Raw genomic sequence first — 18,350 nt, 5'->3', positions numbered from 1 at the left:
CCCTCCAGACCCCGAGCAGAGAGGCCAGAAGGAGGACTCCCCTTCCGAAGACGAGTAGTCCTACAGCCACAGCTGTTGGATCGTTCCCCGACCGCGACATCACCAACGGCGGTGCATGAACGCCGCACGGTCAAGCCGCCACGTGACGCGGACTCCGCACTCTGCGGGCGCTTGTGGTGTCCCTCTGCTGATGTCGATCTGCGCGAATCCAAGTCGCTTGGGAATGGCGCAACTTGGATGATTCGCTTCGTCGTGGAGGATCTCCACGCACTGGATGTCCGGGAGGCTGAAGGCCTGGATCGTCAATGCGGCAACGGCGGAGGTCGCCAGGCCGCGCCCGGTGTATGAGGGTGCGAGCCAGTATCCGATCTCCATACCTGTGATTTGGTCGTGGCGAACGACGCCGCAACTCCCGGCCAGGGCGCCTTCCGAGAGGATGGCGTAGGTGTAGGCGGTACCTGCCGCCCACGCTCGTTCGCAGTTGACGGTGAACTCCGTGCTCTGCTGTCGGCTGTGCTCGGCTGCCCATGGCATCCAGGGGCGCAGGTGGTCGAGCGACTCGTTCACGAGTTGGTACACAGCATCGGCGTCCGCGGCTCGCCAGCGTCGCAATGTGGCGGGGCCGTATTTGGGGGTTTCAGCGGGCATCGCGATCTCTCTGCTGGTCGGCCCGACCACGATGGAGGCGCTCAGTGTCGCTTGCGTCGCCTTCTCCTGGTTCGAGCACGTTCCACCGTTTTTTGATGAGGTCACAGGACTTGCGTGCAATCCACCGGCGCCTGGTGCGAGGTGGCTGTTGTCGTGATGTCAGCCGATGTCGCGGTTTACAGCGTCGGCTGGTGGACCGAGTTCCAGGATGCTGGCGCGAAGCTGCCCGCAGGCGGCGGCTGTTGCCCGTCCAGCGGAGGAATGGTGGGCTACCGTCCCCCCGGTCAGCTTGCGTGAGATTTCGGCGATGAATTCGGTTTCCCGTGTGCTGGGTCGCAGGAGGCTGCCCTGTACGGGATTGAAGCTTGAGGGCCGCAGCAGAAGGAAGCGGCCCCCGTAGGGGGTGAGCAAGTCAGTGAGCGCCGACTCGTCCTCGGGCCGCGTGTTGTGCTCGCAAAGAACGTAGTTCAGGACCACGGGGCGCAGGTCGGCAGTAGCGGCCCACAGCGGTAGTACGGCAGCTGGGTCGTCAGCGCGTGGAATGACCACCCTCCGCTGAGCAGCATCAGCTCCGTGCAGCGAGAACATGAACCGGTTCGGCAGCCAGGTTCGGGGCTTCAGGAGGCTCCGAACCCACGCTGGCGGGGCGATGCTGGTCACCTTCACCTCGCGAGCCGGTTCCCGGCCGGTGATCGTTCTCGCGGCGGCAGCGACGTGGGCCCAGTTGGCAGCCGCATCTCCGACGCCGGCGAAGTCGATCCAGGCGAGAGGGCCCTGCTCATCCCGGACGTTTACCTCCACCTGCTCTACCGCGGCGACAATCTCGTGGCCTTGCAGGTTCCGGACATAGGGGGTGCGTGCGAAGGCCGTGGCGCAGTGCGTGCAGCCGTACCGGCATCCTGCCTGGGCCGACATGCACACCGAATAGGCTCCGTGGTCTCCCTCCCAGAGTTGCACAGCCTCGAAGGTGGCCCTGTCTGACGTTTTGAAGACGTACTTTATGGTGCGGTCGGGCGCTTTCGATGACACGGTTGAGACAACCTCAACCAGATTCTCGGGAGTCGACGCCCCTTCCATCGAGTGGATCCCTTTCCCTGAGTCATCTCGCCGGGTCGGTTCCGGAAATCGGAACGATGGTTCATATCTGGTGTTCACACTCGCCGATCGCTCCTCAGCCAGTGGGCCGAATATCGCGAAGATTGGGTCGGCGGCAACTCAAGCGATGACGGCTGCCGATTCACGCCAAACGCCATCGCATGCAAGTCCCTCCAGACGCATGAGGTGGGCAAATATGCGCGAGGATCTCACCAATGCACAATAGAGATTGATCGCAACTGCCTAAAATAACTCTCGTAATATCTCCCACGTAATTCCTGGAGGCAGGTCTGCAGATCTGCCTGTTCAGCGGGCTGCGGCGGGGATGGTGCGTGGCGGTCTGTCACGGCGCTGAGGGCTGGGCATCCTGGTCAGGGGGAATGCAGTCGACGCCGAGCAGTTCGTCATGGATGCCCGGATTTGCTACGCGCCGACGGAGTGTGGCGACAGACTCGTGAAGATCCTGGGCAGCGGCCGGGCCCTCCCATGACTGAACATCGCCCCATCACGTCTGATGCGGCAAGACGGTGGGTGGCACGACGGCGGTGGGAGGTAACCGCGTGGGTGACAGGCCAACCCGTTGGCGTGATCTTGCTGTCGTATCCCTGTCTGCCCAGCTATGCTCAACAGCAACGCGTTGACGGAGACGAGTAACCGCGGGATCACGCGAGCAGAGAGAGCCGCTGGTAGCTGGGAAGGCGGCCTTGCGCCCCGGGGTGAAGACCCTCCTGAGTGCGGAGAGGAACGGCCTCGTGAAAGGCCCAATGCTCCGCCGGCTGGCCCCCGTCATCGGGCACGAATGAGGCCGTAGCTCTTCGAGTTGCGGTAAAGGCGCGGTGGCACCGCGAGTACCCTTCTCGTCCGCGCCCCCAAGGGATCATGACGACGCCCCTGGGAGGGCTGCGATGATCCACACGACTAGCCGTGTACTGGTGTCTGGCCTGCGAGAACATGTTGGGCAGACCGTTTCTGTGTCGGGCTGGGTGAACACGCTCCGCCTGCAGAGCAAGATGCAGTTCGTCGTCGTACGCGACCACACCGGAATGGTGCAGGTCACCCACAAACGCGGCGGTGAAGGCGACGAGGTTGAGGCTGCGCTGGAGGGACTGACGCCGGAGTCCGCGGTCCGGATCACCGGTCGCGTGGTCGACAACCCGATCGTGAAGCTCGGCGGCCTGGAGATCATCCCGGAATCAGTCGAGGTTCTGAACCGGGCAGAGACACCGTTGCCCATCGATGAGCAGACTGGACTCGAACACCGCCTGGACTGGCGGTTCCTGGACGTGCGGCGCCGGCCGCAGGCGCAGCTGCTGTTCGCTGTGCAGACCACGTTCGAGCAAGGGATGCGTGAGTACGCCTATCGGCAGGGCTGCACTGAGATGCACACCCCGAAGCTGATGGGTACCGCATCCGAGTCCGGCGCTGAGGTGTTCAAGCTCGGTTACTTCGACCGGTCCGCCTACCTGGCGCAGTCGCCTCAGTTCTTCAAGCAGATGGCGATCTCGGCGGGTATCGACAAGGTCTTCGAGATCGGGCCCGTCTTCCGCGCTGAGCCGTCGTTCACTTCCCGGCATGCCACCGAATTCACCGGCGTGGACGTGGAGTTGGGGTGGATCGACGGGGTCGAGGACGTGATGGCTTTCGAGGAGCAGATGCTCGCGTACGCCGTCGCCAAGGTCGCCGACGCACACGGTGAGGCGATCCGGGAGACGTTCGGTGTCGAGGTCACGGTGCCGACGACGCCGTTCCCGCGGATCACGATGGCCGAGACGCAGGAGATCCTGCGGGCCAAGGGCTGGGACCCGGCGGGCGTGAAGGAGGACCTGGACCCGGAGGGTGAGCGCGGGATCGCAGCGCACATCAAGGAGCAGACCGGACACGAGTGGGTGTTCGTCACCCACTATCCGACGAGCATCCGGCCCTTCTACCACATGCGGCCGACGGACGACCCGAGTGTGACGCTCAGCTTCGACCTGCTGTGGAGGGGGCTGGAGGTAACAACCGGTGCTCAGCGTGAGCACCGCTACGACGTGCTCTTGAAGCAGGCTGCGGAGAAGGGCATGAGCACCGAGCCGATGCAGGACTACCTGAACGCCTTCCGGTACGGGTGCCCGCCGCACGGTGGTCTGGGCATGGGGCTTGGGCGCGTCCTGATGGTGATGCTCGGCCTCGACTCGATCCGGGAGGCCACGTTCCTGTTCCGTGGTCCGAACCGGCTCACCCCGTAGTCACGGCGAAAGGCCGGGGCCGCTGCTCCCATGAAGGGTGCAGCGGCCCGGCCCCGGTCAGTAGCGGGCGTTACGCAGATCGAGCTTCCATGCCTCGTCGGGGTGCTGGTCCCAGTAGGCGCGGAGTGCCAATTCACGGTCTGCGAAGCGGCCCTGGTGGCACAGGCCGCCGTGGGAGAGGGTGACGCTCATCGCGAGGGGGGACTCGGTGGTCACCCAGTGCGGGGTCAGGGCGTGGCTCCACAGCAGGTCGCCCGGTCCCATCCGTACGGACTGGCGGTCGGCCGGGTCATGTTCGGGCGGTTCCTCTGCAGTGGTCTCGCCTACGACAGCGGCCTCGGCCGTGAGGTGTCGGTCGGGGTCCTTGTAGCTGTGGAAGGTCTTGGCCCCCTCGATCTGCCACGCGAGTCCGTGTGAGTTGTCGTTGTGGTACGTCGATGAGGCGCCGCCTGTCGAAATGAACAGCAGCGGCGCGCACCGTTGCCACGTGAACCCCCAGCTCGACAGCTGGGTTCGCCAGGGGATCATGATCCGCTCCTGGAATCCGCTGAGGAGCCCGTCGTAGAAGCGGGTGAGGTTGAAGTGGACGAGGCGGAAGGTCCAGGTGGCCACTTCTTCGATCGGGGCTGTACGGAAGGCCGACGTGCGGTCCATGCGTACGGACCAGTCCTCGTCTCCGAGGATGGTGAAGCGCACTTCTTCGTCGTGTCGGATCGCGTCGAGGACGTCGAGGGCAGGCGGAAAGGTGAAGCCGGTGGCGGTGAGGACGTTGCTGACGCGCAGGTTGGGAGGAGTTCGCCACCGCTCGATGAACTCTTCTGGTGTGGTGACTGAGGTCGCCATCGTCTGCTCACGGGATGTCGGCGGCGCGGCAGATGGCCGCGCACTCTGGGGTGGTCCGGTCGTGGGGTTCAGCGTGGAGGAAGCGACTGATCTCTGCGCGGGGTCCGCGGACGCTCACCCCTGACTTGCTGTAGGGGCAGCGCCGGATTTCACCACTTGCGGATACATACAGGGCCGCGGACGCGCAGGAGGGCCGTCGCTCGGGGTACAGCTGCATGGCTCGCAGCGTGGTGAGGTGCTCCTGGAACCGCTCGGAGAGCTGGAAGAAGCGGCCGAGAAGGTCGGCGTCCTCCCGCTGCCGGGCAAGGTAGTCGTAGAAGGTGTAGCCGGCGCGCTGTTGAGCCGTGCTGTCGAGCGCCACCGGGCTGATCTGGATCTGGACTCCTGACTTGTCGACCCGCTCGTAGATGTCCTGGCATTCGCGGGCTGTGAGGTTCCAGTACGTGAGGTGGAGAACTCTCTCTGCTGCGGGGACCTGTTCCAGTGTCGCGATCGCCGACGCAACGGACCGGGTGGTTCGCCCGAGTTCCATGGCGCCGATCGAGTCGGCGGACACCGTGACGTTCGCGAGCAGGCGCGCGATGTCGGCCAAGCGGTCGACGTCTTCGGGATCTCGGGCCGAGGTGACGATCGACACGGGAATCCCGAACTGGTGGGCGAGCCGAACGAGTTGGCGGAGTTCGGGGTGGTGCGCGGGTTCACCGCCGGTCAGGCAGATCGCTTCGACGCCGGTCTCCTTCAACCTGGACAGTGCCCGAGTGTAGGTGGGGATGTCGAGGAAGCCGTGGGCCCGGTCAGCTCGGAAGCAGAATCCGCAGGCGATCTTGCAGTGGCCGGCGGTGCTGATGAGCGCGGAGCGGAACCGCTGCCGGGCTTGCGCGGACGGGCTCTCGGGGTGGGTGACGGTGTTCACTGCACCCCCGTGCTGTCCCAGACCGCGATCTCCACGGTGCTGGTGTAGAAGTCGCACATCTGCAGGTCAGGTCGGTCTCCGCCGATGAGGAGTTGTTCATTGCGGGAAGGCCCACCGCAGATCGCAAGGGCCGGGCACTGCCCGCATTCGGGGATGGGGGCGACGTTCTTGGCGATGCCACCGAGCAGGTTCGGGTCCGCTCGCAGCTCGTCGAGGGTGTGCAGGAAGGAGGGCGCGGTGAAGTTGATGTCGCAGAGGCTGACTCGGTTGCCGGGGAGCAGGGCGACGTTCAAGGTCCGGTCACTCTGCATGTGGTCGAAGAGCATGGGGCGGCGCCGGTCGAGGGCCTGGAATGCCCGGTCGAGGACGGAGAACATCATGGCGCCACGTCCGAGGGCGGCAAGGCGTGCCTGGTACAGCTCTTGAGCCAGTTCTCTGCCCTTGACCGTCCAGCGTCCGCTGGTGGGTATCGGGGTGTTGGCGTAGATGAACTTCAGCCCGAGGTGGTCGATGATCCAGCTGACGGTTTCGGCCAGGCGGCCGATGTTCGCGGACGTAGGGGTGAGGTTGCAGCCCACGTGGACGCCGTCTGCGTCGAGGAGTCGACGGACGTTGCGCTGGATCCTGTTGTCAGCCGGTTGCCCTCCCAGGAGTCGCCGGTGCTCGGCGTTGATGGCGGGTGGTCCGTCGATGGAGATGCCGACGCCGTACTGGTAGCGGGCGAAATGGTCGATCATGGCGTTGGTGATGCGGGCGCCGTTGGTGACGACTGTTCGACGGACTCGTTTGACGTCGTACTGCTCGGCGAGGGAGTCCGCGAGGGTGTCCCCGTACTGCATCAGGTCGAACCGGGTTGTCGGTTCGCCGCCGAACCACTGGATGGCTACCTCGTCGCGGCCAGTGTTCGCCTCGAAAAGGTAGGTGAGGCCGTCGGCGATTTCCTGTTCGGTCATGTCCGGCTTGCCGGTGTTGGTCTCGACGAAGCAGTAGCTGCACTTCATGTTGCAGGCGTCGGTGAGGACGACGCGCAGGCCGCTGATCCGTACGGGGACTGGGTTCAGGCCGAGTTGGTGGAGTCGGCTGCGGAGTGCTTCACGCTGATCGACGTCGGGGCTGTCGGGCGTGAAGCCGAGCTCTGCGAGAGCTTTGTGTGTCGCGGTCGGGGGAACCGCGGAGAGGTCGGTGACCTCCCCGCGGTCGAGGTACACACTGTCCAGCGTGACCGGGTCGAGGAGGGCGCCCTCGCCGTCCCGGACGTACTGGATGTACTTCCCCCACAGGAGCTGTGAGGAGGTCACGGTGTTACGCGGCTTCCTCTTCGACGATGCCGCGCTCGGCCATGACCTTGCGGACGAGCTCCTCGCCGGTGGCCTGCAGCTGCGCCGAGGCCTCCGGCGAGCCGCCGTCGGCGAGGACGATCACGCCGGGGAGGGTGGGGTTCGAGGCGATGATCGTGATGCCGGCGGGCTCGGTGCTGACCACCATGATCGCGTTCTCGACCGGGACCCAGTCCGCCTTGTCCTTCACCGCTTCCAGGATCTCGGCCTGCTTGGCCTGGAAGGCATCGCGCTCACCCATCCAGACGCCAGCCTTCGTCTTGGAGTCGACGACGTCGGCGTAGAGCAGGTGGTCGTTCTTGGTCCGACGAGGGGTCGGCATGTTCTCTCCCTTCGAGTGCTCTTTTCTTGACGACGATCGGTGTTGCTGCGTGCAGAGTCCTGAAGGACTGTGCGGCGAGTAGCTTTCCGCACAATGAGGATCGGGAACATTCCGCGAGTGATATCACTGCAGCAATATGGATTCAGCAACCGGATCTGCAACACCACCGAGTTCCCGTTCCCGGTTCCCCTAGCACGTTTCGACTGCCAAACATCACGGTTGTGATATCCCACAGGGACGCTATGGCGTATACCGGATTTGCGGGTTCTCGGAGGGTCCCGGTGATTGGGTTCCAGGTGAAGTGGCGCGGTTTGGAGTGCGAAGCATCGGCCCCGTCAGCACCGTGGGCACGTTCATGCCGTCCAGGAGGGTGACGATCTTGTCAATGTTGGTCAACTTGCGCTGGCCAGATTCCAGCATCGAGAGGTAGGGCTGGCTGAGCCCTGTGATCAGCGCCAGGTCGTCTTGCCGCATCGATGTCAATTCGCGGATGCGTAAGCACAGGGAACCGAAGTCACGGGAGACCAGGGCTTGCTGCACTTCGCGGTCATCCCAGATGTCCTGTGGGATCGCCGGTGCGGATGCCTCCGGCATGGCAGCGTTGCGGCTGCAGGCGAAGCAGCGCCGGCCGTCGTTGTACCGGTTCAGGCGGCATCCGCAATCAGCGCACAGGCGGCCGGAACCTGGAGGTCGTGTCTCGATGGTTTGTCCGGCCAGCACAGACGCTCACTCCTTGCGGACGGGGTGTCCTGCTTCACGCTCGGGCCCCGAGCCGGTGTCCCTGCCTGATCTGGGCGCTGAGGCCAGTTCGTAGCCCGAAGCACTAGAACACCGGATCCATGGGGGCTCAGCGCAGACCATCAAGCGGTCAACTCGGTCAACTTTCCGACGGGTTGATCATTGGGCCGAAACCTGGGAATGCCCGAGCGGGAGCACGTAGTACGTGCAACGGAGAGAGGAGGCTGGGAGTGTCGAAAGCAGCCAGGGGGCACAACGAGGTGCTGTCGGCGCTCCTGGAGGAGCTCGGGTGGAGCCCCAAAGCTCTTGCCCGAAAGCTGAACCGCGTGTTCGGAGCCGGGACGGTCGCCGAGACTGCGCCCTACCACTGGCGAGACGCCGGAGGTGTACCGCGCTCCCCCTTGCCCGCGATGACGGCCCACGTTCTCTCATACGAACTCGGCCGACCGGTTTCCTTGGAGCAACTGTGGCAGGGCAGGGCCCCCGACACTCCCCTGCTGCTGCCCGCGGATGCGAACCTGGAACACCCATGGACCGTCAAAGGGCTTGATCAGATCGTGGAGGACTGGGTGCTTGGCGGGCTTGTCGACCGCCGCCGCTTCCTGGCCATCTCGGGGGCAGGGCTGCTCGCGGCGATCTCTCAATACCTCGACGGAGTGGCAGGACGAGGCACCTTCACGCCGAGGATCACAGACAGCGAGGCCTCCGACCCTCTCGTCGCCCAGGTCGAGCAGAACCTGCCGTTGCTGCAACTCCTCGACGACGCGAACGGCGGCGCGCGGCACCTCCCGTACGTCGGAGCGCAGTTCCGCGCCGTCGGTCTCCTGCTGCGTGAGGGCGGATTCTCCGAGGATGCAACCGCCCGGTTGATCCGTGCCTTCGCCGAGATCGGGCAACTCGCCGGCTGGATGGCCTTCGACTCCGCCAATCACGGTCTCGCTCAACGGTATTTCGTTACGGCTCTCAGAGCAGCGCACCAGGTCAACGACCGACAGCTGTGCGCGCACATCCTCGCCGACATGTCCTTTCAAGCAGCCAGCCGGCACCATCCCGACGACGCGATCACCCTGGGCGAAGCCGCTCGACGAGCAAGCGATGGCGGAACGGCAAGCGTCCGGGCGTCAGTCCTCTCCCGCCTGGCGCACGGATACGCGGCCGCCGGGCAGGCGGCAGAGTTCGAGCGGACCAGTTGGCTCGCCCGAGAACTGATCGAGACACGAGCGGGAAACGAAGTCGAACCACGGTGGATGTACTTCCTCACGTCGAACCACTTGGAGTGCCAGACCGGCTACTCGATGATCAACCTGGGGCGCTCAGCCTTCCGCGAGGGACAACAGTCGACCGGTCGTCGGCTCATGCGGCGCGGGCAGGATCTCCTGGAGACCGGGGCTCACATGGTCAGCAACGGAGACCCGAGCCAACGGAGAGCCCTGTTCGAAGGCGCCTGGCTCGCCCTGGGCTACAGCACCTCAGGCGAGATGGAACGCTCCATCGAGATCGCGAGGACCGCCGTCGCACGCCTGGAAACAGTCCGCTCCCCCCGCAGCACAGGGCTTCTCCAGCAGCTGGCTGTCGAGTTACGCCGACGGCAGAGGAACCCGCACGTAAAGACGTTCCTGCCTGAGCTGGAGGAGGGCCTTCGGATATATGCCGGAACAGGGCCTGGTCAGGCGGATACGGTCGAGGCATGACAGCAGAGCGGACGATCGTCATCATCGGCGGAGGCGTCTCCGGCCTCACCACAGGGATTGCGCTCCTCGAAGCAGGGTTTCCCGTGCGCCTCGTGGCGGAGGATGTTCCTGGCGTGACATCGCTGGCAGCCGGCGCGATGTGGGGGCCTTATCTGGTCGAGCCGCGGGCCCGGGTCCGCGAATGGAGTCTCGCTTCCCTCCACACCTTCGAGGCCTTGGCCGACGATCCCGAGACCGGGGTGCACATGGTGAGCGGGATCGAGGCCGCCCGGACCCATGCGTCGGCGCCGGACTGGAGCAGCCTGCTGCCCGACTTCCGCATCTGCACGTCGGAGGAACTGCCCACCGGATTCACCAACGGCTACAGGTTCACCGTGCCGCTCATCGACATGCCGGTCTACCTGCAGTACCTGCTGAACCGCTTCCGAAGCGCGGGCGGGGTCGTTCAGCGCGGGACGATCCGTTCACTGGATGAGATCGAAGGCGCCTCCGTGATCGTGAACTGCGCGGGGCTGGGAGGCGGAGACCTCGCCGGAGACTCAGACCTCCGACCGATCCGCGGCCAGCATGTCGTGGTGAAGAACCCAGGAGTCACAGAGTTCTTCTCCGAAGACACGGGCCTGTCGTCCGATCTCCTGTGCATCTACCCGCACGGCGACACCATTGTGCTCGGCGGAACCGCGATCGACGGAGAAGCAGACCTCCACGAGGATCCTGAAGCGGCCCGGGCCATTGTGGAGCGGTGCGCTGAGATCGTGCCTGCATTGGCGAAGGCACCCGTGATCGCCAACCGAGTGGGGGCCCGGCCGACACGATCTGCCGTCCGGGTCGAGGCGGAGCGCCACGAGAACGGCGTCACGGTGGTCCACAACTACGGGCACGGCGGCAGTGGCGTCACCCTGTCGTGGGGCTGCGCGGGCGACGTCGTCGAGTTGGTGTCCACGACGACGGCCGCATGACGATCGCTCACGTGTCCGAGGGCGTGGTACGTCAGGCAGCCTTCCATTGCGCTTGGAAGTCGCGGTTTCTGAGGGTCTCAATGCGATGCGACAGTTGCTGCGCGGCAGCAGTATCTCCGCGATCTGCACGGCGGATATAGGAACCGAGGGTGTGTAGGTCGCGGATTTCGCAGAGAACGCGAAGTCCGGGCCACTGCCTGATGTCGCATCCGTACTGATGGCTAAATTCGTCAAGTTCTTCAGTGGTGCGCCCGAAACGGACCCCTTGAAAGGTGTTTGCCAGGTCGATCTCACGGGGCCCGAAGGCTGCTTCGTCCCAGTCGCCGAGTCGGACGCCCTGATGGGCCCACAGAGTGTTGCCCGGATACGCGTCTCCGTGGATGTGGCCGCTGCCTAGCAGGAAGTCAAGCTGTTCGTACTCGTCAAGGAGTTCTTCTCGCCTCGCAGTCAGCCACGCTCGCCGGCCTGCCTCCAGGTGGGTGCTGGATTCCACGGTGCTCTTGAGCGAGGCGAGCGGCTGGTACCGCGGGAGGGCCAGCGGGGGTGACGGCAGGGCGTGGAAGGCACGAAGCAGCTCGCCCAGCCATCCCGCACGTGGTGCACCGTTCGCAGGCTGAGGGTAGTGCCGCCAGAACGTCACGATGTAGGGGGCGTACGCCACTGGCTGTGGAATGCCCATAGGTTCTGTGGCTGGGAAGTCGTTCGCGACGAGCCAGCGTGTCAGGGAGACGGCGGTCTCGAGCCTCTGCTGCTGGGAGGCAGGGCTAACGCGAACGACTACGCCTTCTGCAGCGAGCAAGAACACTGAGGTGGCATGTTCGTGGAGTTGGGTGAGCGATTGGTCGGCCAGGCCTGACGCCCGGCAGGCCATGCGCGCGGCGGACTCTGGGGAGACCGTCAGGGTCATGGGGTGAGGGCTTCCGTTCGGGTGTCGATCGCCTGGTAGCCGCGTGTCGCGTCCGCAAGCTCACGGGCGAGCGGGCTGCGAGCGAGCCGCGGTTCCTCCAGCAGCGTAGTCACTGCTTGCACAGCGTCGCCGATCTGCCGGATCCGCTGGTCCGCAGGGAGTTCGAGGATGGAGGTGAGTTGCTCTCCGGCTTCTTCGATTTCTCCTGCCGCTATGCGTGCGGCGACGATATCGAGGCGGGCCAGGGCCTCGTCACCGTATGACCGTTGCTCCTGGGGCCCGCTCTCGTACAGTTTGATGGCTGCGGCAGCGTGCTGTTCGGCTCGCTGGTACTCCCCGAGGAGGGCGAAGGTTCCTCCGATGTAGTACTGCTGCTTCGCCTCGGGAAACGTGAGGAGCCCTCCGAACCGGGTGAGCGCGTCAGGGGTCGCTTTCTGGTCTCGGGCGCGTTGGAGGTCCTCGAGGGCGGCCATGGCCGTGGTTCGGTCTCCGATGCGTGCCGCCGCCCTGGCTTCGATTGCCGCGATCCTGATGCGTGTCTCCCCACCGGGCGCCAGTTGGATCGCCTGACGTGTGTAGTCAAGGGCTGTCTGCCGTCGAGTGGACCACTCCGCGATGAGTGCGGCTGTGCCTTTGACCCAGGCCCGCAGGTCGTCGTGGTTGGCCTGCTCCGCGAATGTCCAGGCGGCTTGGAGCTGTGCGATTGCGGCGTCTTCGTCGCCGAGGTTCTGTGATGCATGCGCGAGCAGGAGGCAACTCGTGCCAGCGAGGAGAAGGAGTTCTCGGGCCTGGCCCAGTGGCTGGCGGCCGTTCAGCAGCGTGAAGAGGTGGTCTCGTGTCGTGACGAGGTCGGTGAAGATCCGGTGGAGCGGAGCGTGGACGTAGTCGCTCGCGATCCGTGTAAGCGTGGACTCAAGTCCCTCAAGTTCGACATCGCTCACGTTGGTGTTCGTGATCTCGTCCGCGAAGCGCAGCGACTGCACCGCTGCCTGCGCCGCCAGGTCGTCGAGGTCCGGGGCGTCGTGTTTTGTCGGCCCGATGTCATCCGGACAGGGCCTGGAGTACGAGGCCCGAGCGAGTGCAGGGGGCGCTGAGTGTTCGCGGAATGGTGGGGCGAGCAGGGCGTCGGGGGTTCCAAGGCCTTGGAGAAACCGTGCGGCCTTTTCGAGGTTCGTTAAGCGTCGGCTGCCGGCTTCGAGCATCGACAGGAAGCTCTGACTGAGTCCGGTCATGAACGCCATGTCGTCCTGCCGGAGGCCCGCTCTCTCGCGGATGAGGCGGCTTGCGAGGCCGAAGTCCCAGTGGACAATGGCACTTTGAATATCCAGGTCAAGCCAGACCTGGTCTGGGATGCTGGGTCCGTGGCCGGCGTCCGGCCGCCGGTCGCGGGAGCATGCCGCACAGCGGTCTTCCTGGTTGTACCGGCTCAGTCGGCAGCCGCAGTCGGCGCATGCCCGAGCATTCTTCCTCATCGCACCCCCGTTCCTCGTCTGCGCACGCCAGCGTATGTGCGGGGGCTGTCGAGCCCGTATCACGCATGTGATACGGGCAGGTGAGGGGTTCTACGGGGCGGTCAGTCTTGTTCGCGGGTCACTGCTGTGATCGCATCCAGGAGTTTCGGGACGTCTTCCAGGCTTTCGAGTACGACGTCGGCTCCGGCCGACTGCAGCTCGTCGGCGGAGGTCTTGTCGGAGGCGACTCCGATGACGGGAGCGCCGCCCTCAAGGCCCGTACGGACGTCTTCGAGAGAGTCGCCGATGATGACGGTGTTCGAGCGTGTGAAGCCTGCTCCGTGCTTGGCCTGAGCTCGCTGCTGCGCGACGCTGACGAGGGCTGGACGGTGATCGTTGTCGGAGGAGTACCCGCCGATCTCTGTGTCCAGGAACCCGGCGAGATCGAACGCTTCCAGCTTCAGCAGCGCGTTGGGCTTGAGGTTGCCCGTAACGACGGTCGGAACGAGGCCCGGTTGCGTGTGCACGGTCTTGAGAGCGGACACAGCACCAGGTAGGAGGACGCCTTGCTCGCGCAGATCTCCGGTGTGCGCGGCGAGGCGCTGCGGCAAGAGTTCGACCATGCGCGGCAGCAGGGAGGGGACCTCAGTCTCGGGGACGCCGTTGTCCAGGAGGAGGGATCGAATTGCGAGGGGCATGGTCACCCCGGTGCCCCGGGCCGGAAGATGCTCTGCGGGACGGCCGACGATCTCGGCGAAGGTTTCCCGGTAGACCTGCCGGTCGATGTCGCCGACGTACAGCAGAGTGCGGTCGATGTCCCACAGCACGAGGATCTGCCTGGTGTCGGTCAAGTTCAGCTCCCTGTTGCCGTCAAGGCGGCGTATCGCTCCAGTACGTCTTGAGCGTACGGGTTGTGCGTGACGGGGTGGAGTTGCTGGATCATGCTCGTGACGTGGCTGTTGAGTCGGGCTGACTGAAGCTTTTCGGCAAGGTCGAGGACCTCGTGCGCTGTGGCGCATCCGGCTTCGAGATCGCCCTGCTCGATGTGGGCGGTTGCGGCGCGCGAGAGGAATAGTCCCCTGGTTCGGTGGTCGGTGGGGTTGAGCGCCTCTCGGGCCTTTGTGAAGCTGGCGACGGCGTTGCGCGGGTCGCCGAGGTCGAGGTGGCAGCTGCCGGTCTGTCCGTGGATCTCGCCTTCGTTGATCCAGTACAGCCAGTGCGGGTCGTGGTCGGAACGCCCCTGTGCGCAGAGTTCAGCGGCTCTTCCGAGTGCGGCGAGGGCCGCTTGGCGTTCGCCGAGTTTGGCGTGTCCGCGGGCCTGCCTGGTCAGGAGCATCGCTTCGAGTGCGGGCGTGCCGAATTTCTTGATCTTGTCGCGTGCTTGCTGTGCCGCGGCGACGGCATGGTGTGGGGCTCCGGTGGAGTACCCGTGGATGGCTATGTAGGACAGGGCGCCGGCGCCGAGACGTACGTCGTGTGACGCTTTCGCAGCGCGGAGGGCTGCATAGAGGTAGCTGAGCGGGCGGTCACGGTCGCCGGAGTCGAAGACGAACCATCCGGTCTGCGTGGCGGTGTCCGCGATGATCGCCGCGAGCCGCCGTCCTGTCGCCTCGCCGTAGGACGTTTCCTCCAGGAGGTGTTTGAGGAACTGGAGGTGACGGTTTCCGAGACTTGTCAGGGTGCCGCTGCCGTCGCTCGCGTCCATGGTCCGCAGGTTGTCGGTGGTGCGCTGGAGGGCGTCGAGCAGGTCATTGGTGAGGCGGCTTCCCTCCGCTGCTCGGCGGAGCGGTTCTGCTTCTGCGGTGTCCCACGCGTTGACGAATGCGGTGAGAGCGACGCCACTGGTGGTGAGGAATCGTCAGCGGTCCATCGCACTGCCTCCCACCGCTGTATCCAGTGCTGCCACCATACGGGCCGCGGTCCAGGGCAAGGTGGGATCAACGTCTCCGGCGAACGGGGCAGCCGGCTGCTCTGCTGCCGGAGCGGGGGCATGTGCGAGCGGAAGCGAGACCAGGTTGGCGGGTGCGCCCAGGCCTTTCAGGAACTCGATGATCTTGTCGATGTTGGCGAGGCGACGGCGGCCTGATTCCAGCATGGAGAGGAACGCCTGGCTCAAACCGGTGAGTTGGGCCATGTCTTCTTGGCGGAGGCCACCGCGCTGCCGGATCAGGCGGCTAGCCCTGCCAAAGTCCCAGGCCGCGAGCGCACTCTGCACTTCGGGGTCGAACCAGACACTCTGGGGGACCGTGGGAGTGTGTCTCGCCCATGCTCGAGAGCGAGTGCAAGCGGCGCAGAGTGTGTCCGTGTTGTACTGGCTTAGGGAGCAGCCGCATCGATCGCAATGTCGCCGCGCCTGCTGGAGCACTCTTTGCCTCCCTATGTGAGCGGCTCACCGGCACTTCCGGAACCGGAATCACCTGAGTGATATCACCCTCGGAATGTGCGTAATCGCCTTTCAGTAAACAGGCTTGGGGACCAGCCAACGCCCTTGTGACAGCAGTCACTTGGTCAGGTGGCTCAATCAGTGCGTCCGCACGTACAGGAGCTTCCCGGTGATTGCCGCGCCAGGCCGAGTTGAGGCCACCCCTGATCCACCCACCACCCAGCAGTCGACCACGGATGTCGTGCGGCCGCCTCACGGCTGGCAGCAGCGGCACGGCCTCCATCTCTTACAGGAGTCGCCATTGGCATCCACGCAGACCGAACTCCCGTGGAGAGTCCAGCTCACGGCGCACCCGTTGCTGCGACTCGGCGCGGTCGATGTCGTGCAGGCAGGGCTCTTCGTCGGATTACGAGCGATCGAGAGTGTCCGAAAATGGGGGCTCCCTGTGGGGCCGGTTCTCTGTTGCCAGGCGCATTCCTTCATTCACATTCCGGTTGAACCGGACACGGCGTACCGGTGGCACGCCCCACAAACCATGTGCCGTACGGGCATGTGGGTGTGCTCAATCGACAGGCAGGGGTCCGCGTACTCCACCTGTCTGGGGGTCTGGCTGCTTCCCCCCGACGGTAAGCACGTGTGCACCGACAGCGCCGCCCTCCTTCACGGACTCTCCGTGACGCGGTCCGCCGTCGCGCACAACTGGGGGTCGTCGTATGGCAGTTAGCATCTCAGCCGTCGTCCTCTTGGCCATCATCACGTTCTTGCTGATCAAGAAGGGCGGGCTGAAGGCGGGGCATGCCGTCGTCTGCACGCTGTTCGGCTTCTACCTCGCCAGTTCCTCGATCGCGCCGACGATCTCGCAGGCCGTAACGAGCCTCGCCCAGATGATCAGCGGGATCAAGTTCTAGTCGGCCACCGACGGCGAGCGCAGCGACGCAAGGTGCCTCGCTTGATCGTTCCTCCAGCCACCGTCAGCCTGCGCCCCCACGGGTGCCCGCCGCTCCCACTCTGCTGTCGCCGCCCCTTCCACCCCAGTGAGAGAACCGATGAGTCACGAGATAGCCTGAACCGCTCCGGGATCGGTGGAGGCTCCGGCCTGCCCCGAGTTGAGTGGAGTCGGGGTGTCTCCGATCGCGCTGTGGAGACGGTGGATCACGGACCAGCGACGGACCACAATGCAAGTCAGGCAGTCTCGGAACTGGCGGTTGACCCTACAGCTTGCCAGGATCATCCCCTGATGATTCCGCCACCGGTCGGGGACCATCCCCGCGGGTGCGGGGAGCAGACCTCGACCGCCTGGCCCTTGCAGGCCTGGGCGGGACCATCCCCGCGGGTGCGGGGAGCAGACGTCCCACCCAGATCTCGTAGCGCGGGGAGCGGGACCATCCCCGCGGGTGCGGGGAGCAGCAGACTTCGAAAAGCCCTGGCCACAGGCTCACGGGACCATCCCCGCGGGTGCGGGGAGCAGGTGCAGGTCCCGCGCGAAGTCTCCGGCCAGCCGGGACCATCCCCGCGGGTGCGGGGAGCAGACACCCCACACCAGAGCGGCGTCGCCGAGCCAGGGACCATCCCCGCGGGTGCGGGGAGCAGTCTTTCCTGTCCGGTTGTGTGTCGGCGGGGTGGGGACCATCCCCGCGGGTGCGGGGAGCAGATCGACGCGGCCAGCCGGTCGACGGTCGGCGCGGGACCATCCCCGCGGGTGCGGGGAGCAGACGCCCACCTGCCACGGCTGGCCCGGCGTGCAGGGACCATCCCCGCGGGTGCGGGGAGCAGGGCTGAGGCCATGATGACGGGATCACCGGACCGGGACCATCCCCGCGGGTGCGGGGAGCAGACTGCCTGACCTGTGGGTCTATCGTTCCAGGAGCCAGGATTCACACGCTTTCGCCGATTCCGGCAAATGGGGCATACGTTGCGTCCAGTTTCGTGGTGTTGCTTGTGGCGGACAGATCACCATACGCCTCAAGCGTGCTTGTGGAGCACTGGGCGCCTGCACCAGCTCCAGTTGGGGCCCGCTTCCGTAATTTGGCCGAATGGGCGCCGGTTTACGTGTAGTCATCTTGCATGACTAGTGGGGGAAGTTCTGGCACTGACCTGCTGTCGCGGCTTCAGGCCCCAGCCCGGGCGGTGTGGGCCAAGCATGATCGGGACAGTCACGGATGGCTTCCGCTGTGGCGGCACATGGAGGACAGCGCCGCGGTGGCGGGGCTGTTGTGGGATCAGTGGCTGCCGGACAACGTACGGGCCCTGATTTCGGGGGTGCTGCCGGGCGGGCTGGACGATGGGCGTCGTCTGGCGGTGTGGCTGGCGGGGGTGCACGACATCGGGAAGGCGACGCCGGCGTTTGCTTGCCAGGTCGAAGAGCTCGCGTATGCGATGCACGAGCAGGGCCTGGAGATGAAGACTCAGCGGCAGTGGGGGACCGAGCGCCGGATGGCTCCGCACGGGCTGGCCGGGCAGTTGCTGCTGGCCGAGTGGCTGGAGGAGCGGTACGGGTTCACGGTGCGGCAGTCGGGGCAGTTCGCGGTCGTGGTGGGCGGGCATCACGGAGTGCCGCCGGAGCACGGGCAGATCAAGGGGCTCGACGACCGTGAGGACCTCCTGCGTACGCCGGGGGCAAGCCGGGCGTTGTGGCTGCGGGTCCAGGAGGAGCTGCTGGAGGCGTGTGCCGAGGAGTTCGGGGCGGCGGGGCGGCTGGGTGACTGGCGGTCGGTGAAGTTGCCGCAGCCGGTGCAGGTGCTGTTGTCGGCGCTGGTGATCGTCGCGGACTGGATTGCCAGCAACCCCGATCTGTTCCCGTACTTTCCGCAGGCCGCGCACCAGAGTGGTGAGGAG

Annotated in this window: 17 protein-coding genes and 1 CRISPR repeat array; of the genes, 5 read left to right on the top strand and 12 right to left on the bottom strand. The window is 65.5% G+C overall.

Annotation, left to right across the window (positions count from 1 at the left end):
- Nucleotides 1-99 precede the first annotated feature (99 nt).
- Both ACTWQJ_RS04180 and ACTWQJ_RS04175 read right to left on the bottom strand, forming a co-directional pair.
- Entirely contained in the window at nucleotides 100-753 is a 654-nt protein-coding gene (locus ACTWQJ_RS04180; protein WP_443305235.1) for a GNAT family N-acetyltransferase, read from the bottom strand.
- Nucleotides 754-807: 54 nt separating this feature from the next.
- A complete protein-coding gene (locus tag ACTWQJ_RS04175; protein WP_443305234.1) occupies nucleotides 808-1,803 on the bottom strand; it encodes a hypothetical protein in 996 nt (331 codons plus the stop codon).
- 845 nt (nucleotides 1,804-2,648) lie between these two features.
- On the opposite strand from ACTWQJ_RS04175, the gene aspS reads away from it, so the two are divergent.
- Nucleotides 2,649-3,971: an aspartate--tRNA(Asn) ligase gene (gene aspS / locus ACTWQJ_RS04170; RefSeq protein WP_443305233.1), complete on the top strand. Its 1,323-nt coding sequence runs from the start codon at nucleotides 2,649-2,651 to the stop codon at nucleotides 3,969-3,971.
- Between the two features lie 57 nt (nucleotides 3,972-4,028).
- Here the strand turns inward: aspS and ACTWQJ_RS04165 are convergent, their stop codons facing one another.
- From ACTWQJ_RS04165 to ACTWQJ_RS04145, 5 genes are all read right to left on the bottom strand, one after another.
- Nucleotides 4,029-4,814 carry a hypothetical protein gene (locus ACTWQJ_RS04165; protein WP_443305232.1) on the bottom strand — a complete coding sequence of 262 codons (786 nt, stop codon included), beginning with the start codon at nucleotides 4,812-4,814 and terminating at the stop codon, nucleotides 4,029-4,031.
- Nucleotides 4,815-4,821: 7 nt separating this feature from the next.
- Nucleotides 4,822-5,727: a radical SAM protein gene (locus ACTWQJ_RS04160; protein WP_443305231.1), complete on the bottom strand. Its 906-nt coding sequence runs from the start codon at nucleotides 5,725-5,727 to the stop codon at nucleotides 4,822-4,824.
- On the bottom strand, nucleotides 5,724-7,025 hold the full coding sequence (locus tag ACTWQJ_RS04155; protein WP_443305230.1) for a radical SAM protein: 1,302 nt from the start codon (nucleotides 7,023-7,025) through the stop codon (nucleotides 5,724-5,726). The genes ACTWQJ_RS04160 and ACTWQJ_RS04155 overlap by 4 nt, the downstream gene beginning before the upstream one ends.
- 4 nt (nucleotides 7,026-7,029) lie before the next feature.
- A complete protein-coding gene (locus ACTWQJ_RS04150) occupies nucleotides 7,030-7,386 on the bottom strand; it encodes a hypothetical protein (RefSeq protein ID WP_443305229.1) in 357 nt (118 codons plus the stop codon).
- A 240-nt stretch (nucleotides 7,387-7,626) separates the two neighbouring features.
- Nucleotides 7,627-8,106 carry a helix-turn-helix domain-containing protein gene (locus ACTWQJ_RS04145; RefSeq protein WP_443305227.1) on the bottom strand — a complete coding sequence of 160 codons (480 nt, stop codon included), beginning with the start codon at nucleotides 8,104-8,106 and terminating at the stop codon, nucleotides 7,627-7,629.
- 278 nt (nucleotides 8,107-8,384) lie between these two features.
- On the opposite strand from ACTWQJ_RS04145, the gene ACTWQJ_RS04140 reads away from it, so the two are divergent.
- A complete protein-coding gene (locus ACTWQJ_RS04140; protein WP_443305251.1) occupies nucleotides 8,385-9,815 on the top strand; it encodes a carph-isopro domain-containing protein in 1,431 nt (476 codons plus the stop codon).
- Entirely contained in the window at nucleotides 9,812-10,774 is a 963-nt protein-coding gene (locus tag ACTWQJ_RS04135; RefSeq protein WP_443305226.1) for an FAD-dependent oxidoreductase, read from the top strand. Before ACTWQJ_RS04140 ends, ACTWQJ_RS04135 begins: the two co-directional genes overlap by 4 nt.
- Nucleotides 10,775-10,805: 31 nt before the next feature.
- On the opposite strand, the gene ACTWQJ_RS04130 is transcribed toward ACTWQJ_RS04135, so the two are convergent.
- The 5 genes from ACTWQJ_RS04130 to ACTWQJ_RS04110 form a co-directional block, all read right to left on the bottom strand.
- Nucleotides 10,806-11,681, bottom strand: coding sequence for an aminoglycoside phosphotransferase family protein (locus ACTWQJ_RS04130; protein ID WP_443305225.1), 876 nt, complete (start codon nucleotides 11,679-11,681; stop codon nucleotides 10,806-10,808).
- The gene (locus ACTWQJ_RS04125; RefSeq protein ID WP_443305224.1) at nucleotides 11,678-13,153 is read right to left on the bottom strand and encodes a helix-turn-helix domain-containing protein; all 1,476 of its coding nucleotides are present in this window, start codon (nucleotides 13,151-13,153) and stop codon (nucleotides 11,678-11,680) included. The genes ACTWQJ_RS04130 and ACTWQJ_RS04125 overlap by 4 nt, the downstream gene beginning before the upstream one ends.
- 101 nt (nucleotides 13,154-13,254) lie before the next feature.
- On the bottom strand, nucleotides 13,255-13,983 hold the full coding sequence (locus ACTWQJ_RS04120) for an HAD family hydrolase (protein WP_443305223.1): 729 nt from the start codon (nucleotides 13,981-13,983) through the stop codon (nucleotides 13,255-13,257).
- 2 nt (nucleotides 13,984-13,985) lie between these two features.
- Nucleotides 13,986-14,837 (bottom strand): hypothetical protein, encoded by an 852-nt coding sequence (locus ACTWQJ_RS04115; protein ID WP_443305222.1) that lies wholly within the window; start codon nucleotides 14,835-14,837, stop codon nucleotides 13,986-13,988.
- A gap of 153 nt (nucleotides 14,838-14,990) precedes the next feature.
- On the bottom strand, nucleotides 14,991-15,347 hold the full coding sequence (locus ACTWQJ_RS04110) for a helix-turn-helix domain-containing protein (protein ID WP_443305221.1): 357 nt from the start codon (nucleotides 15,345-15,347) through the stop codon (nucleotides 14,991-14,993).
- Between the two features lie 881 nt (nucleotides 15,348-16,228).
- Here ACTWQJ_RS04110 and ACTWQJ_RS04105 point away from each other — a divergent pair.
- Together ACTWQJ_RS04105 and ACTWQJ_RS04100 are read left to right on the top strand one after the other, a co-directional pair.
- Nucleotides 16,229-16,423: a hypothetical protein gene (locus ACTWQJ_RS04105; protein ID WP_443305220.1), complete on the top strand. Its 195-nt coding sequence runs from the start codon at nucleotides 16,229-16,231 to the stop codon at nucleotides 16,421-16,423.
- 348 nt (nucleotides 16,424-16,771) lie between these two features.
- Nucleotides 16,772-17,349: a CRISPR direct-repeat array (repeat unit 29 nt; unit sequence GGGACCATCCCCGCGGGTGCGGGGAGCAG).
- Nucleotides 17,350-17,579: 230 nt separating this feature from the next.
- A partial coding sequence (locus ACTWQJ_RS04100; RefSeq protein ID WP_443305219.1) for a CRISPR-associated endonuclease Cas3'' occupies nucleotides 17,580-18,350 on the top strand: 771 nt, incomplete at its 3' end.

This window comes from Streptomyces sp. KR55 (genome assembly GCF_052245645.1).
Taxonomy (GTDB): domain Bacteria; phylum Actinomycetota; class Actinomycetes; order Streptomycetales; family Streptomycetaceae; genus Streptomyces; species Streptomyces flavusporus.
This window is presented reverse-complemented; position numbering and strand designations above follow the sequence as displayed.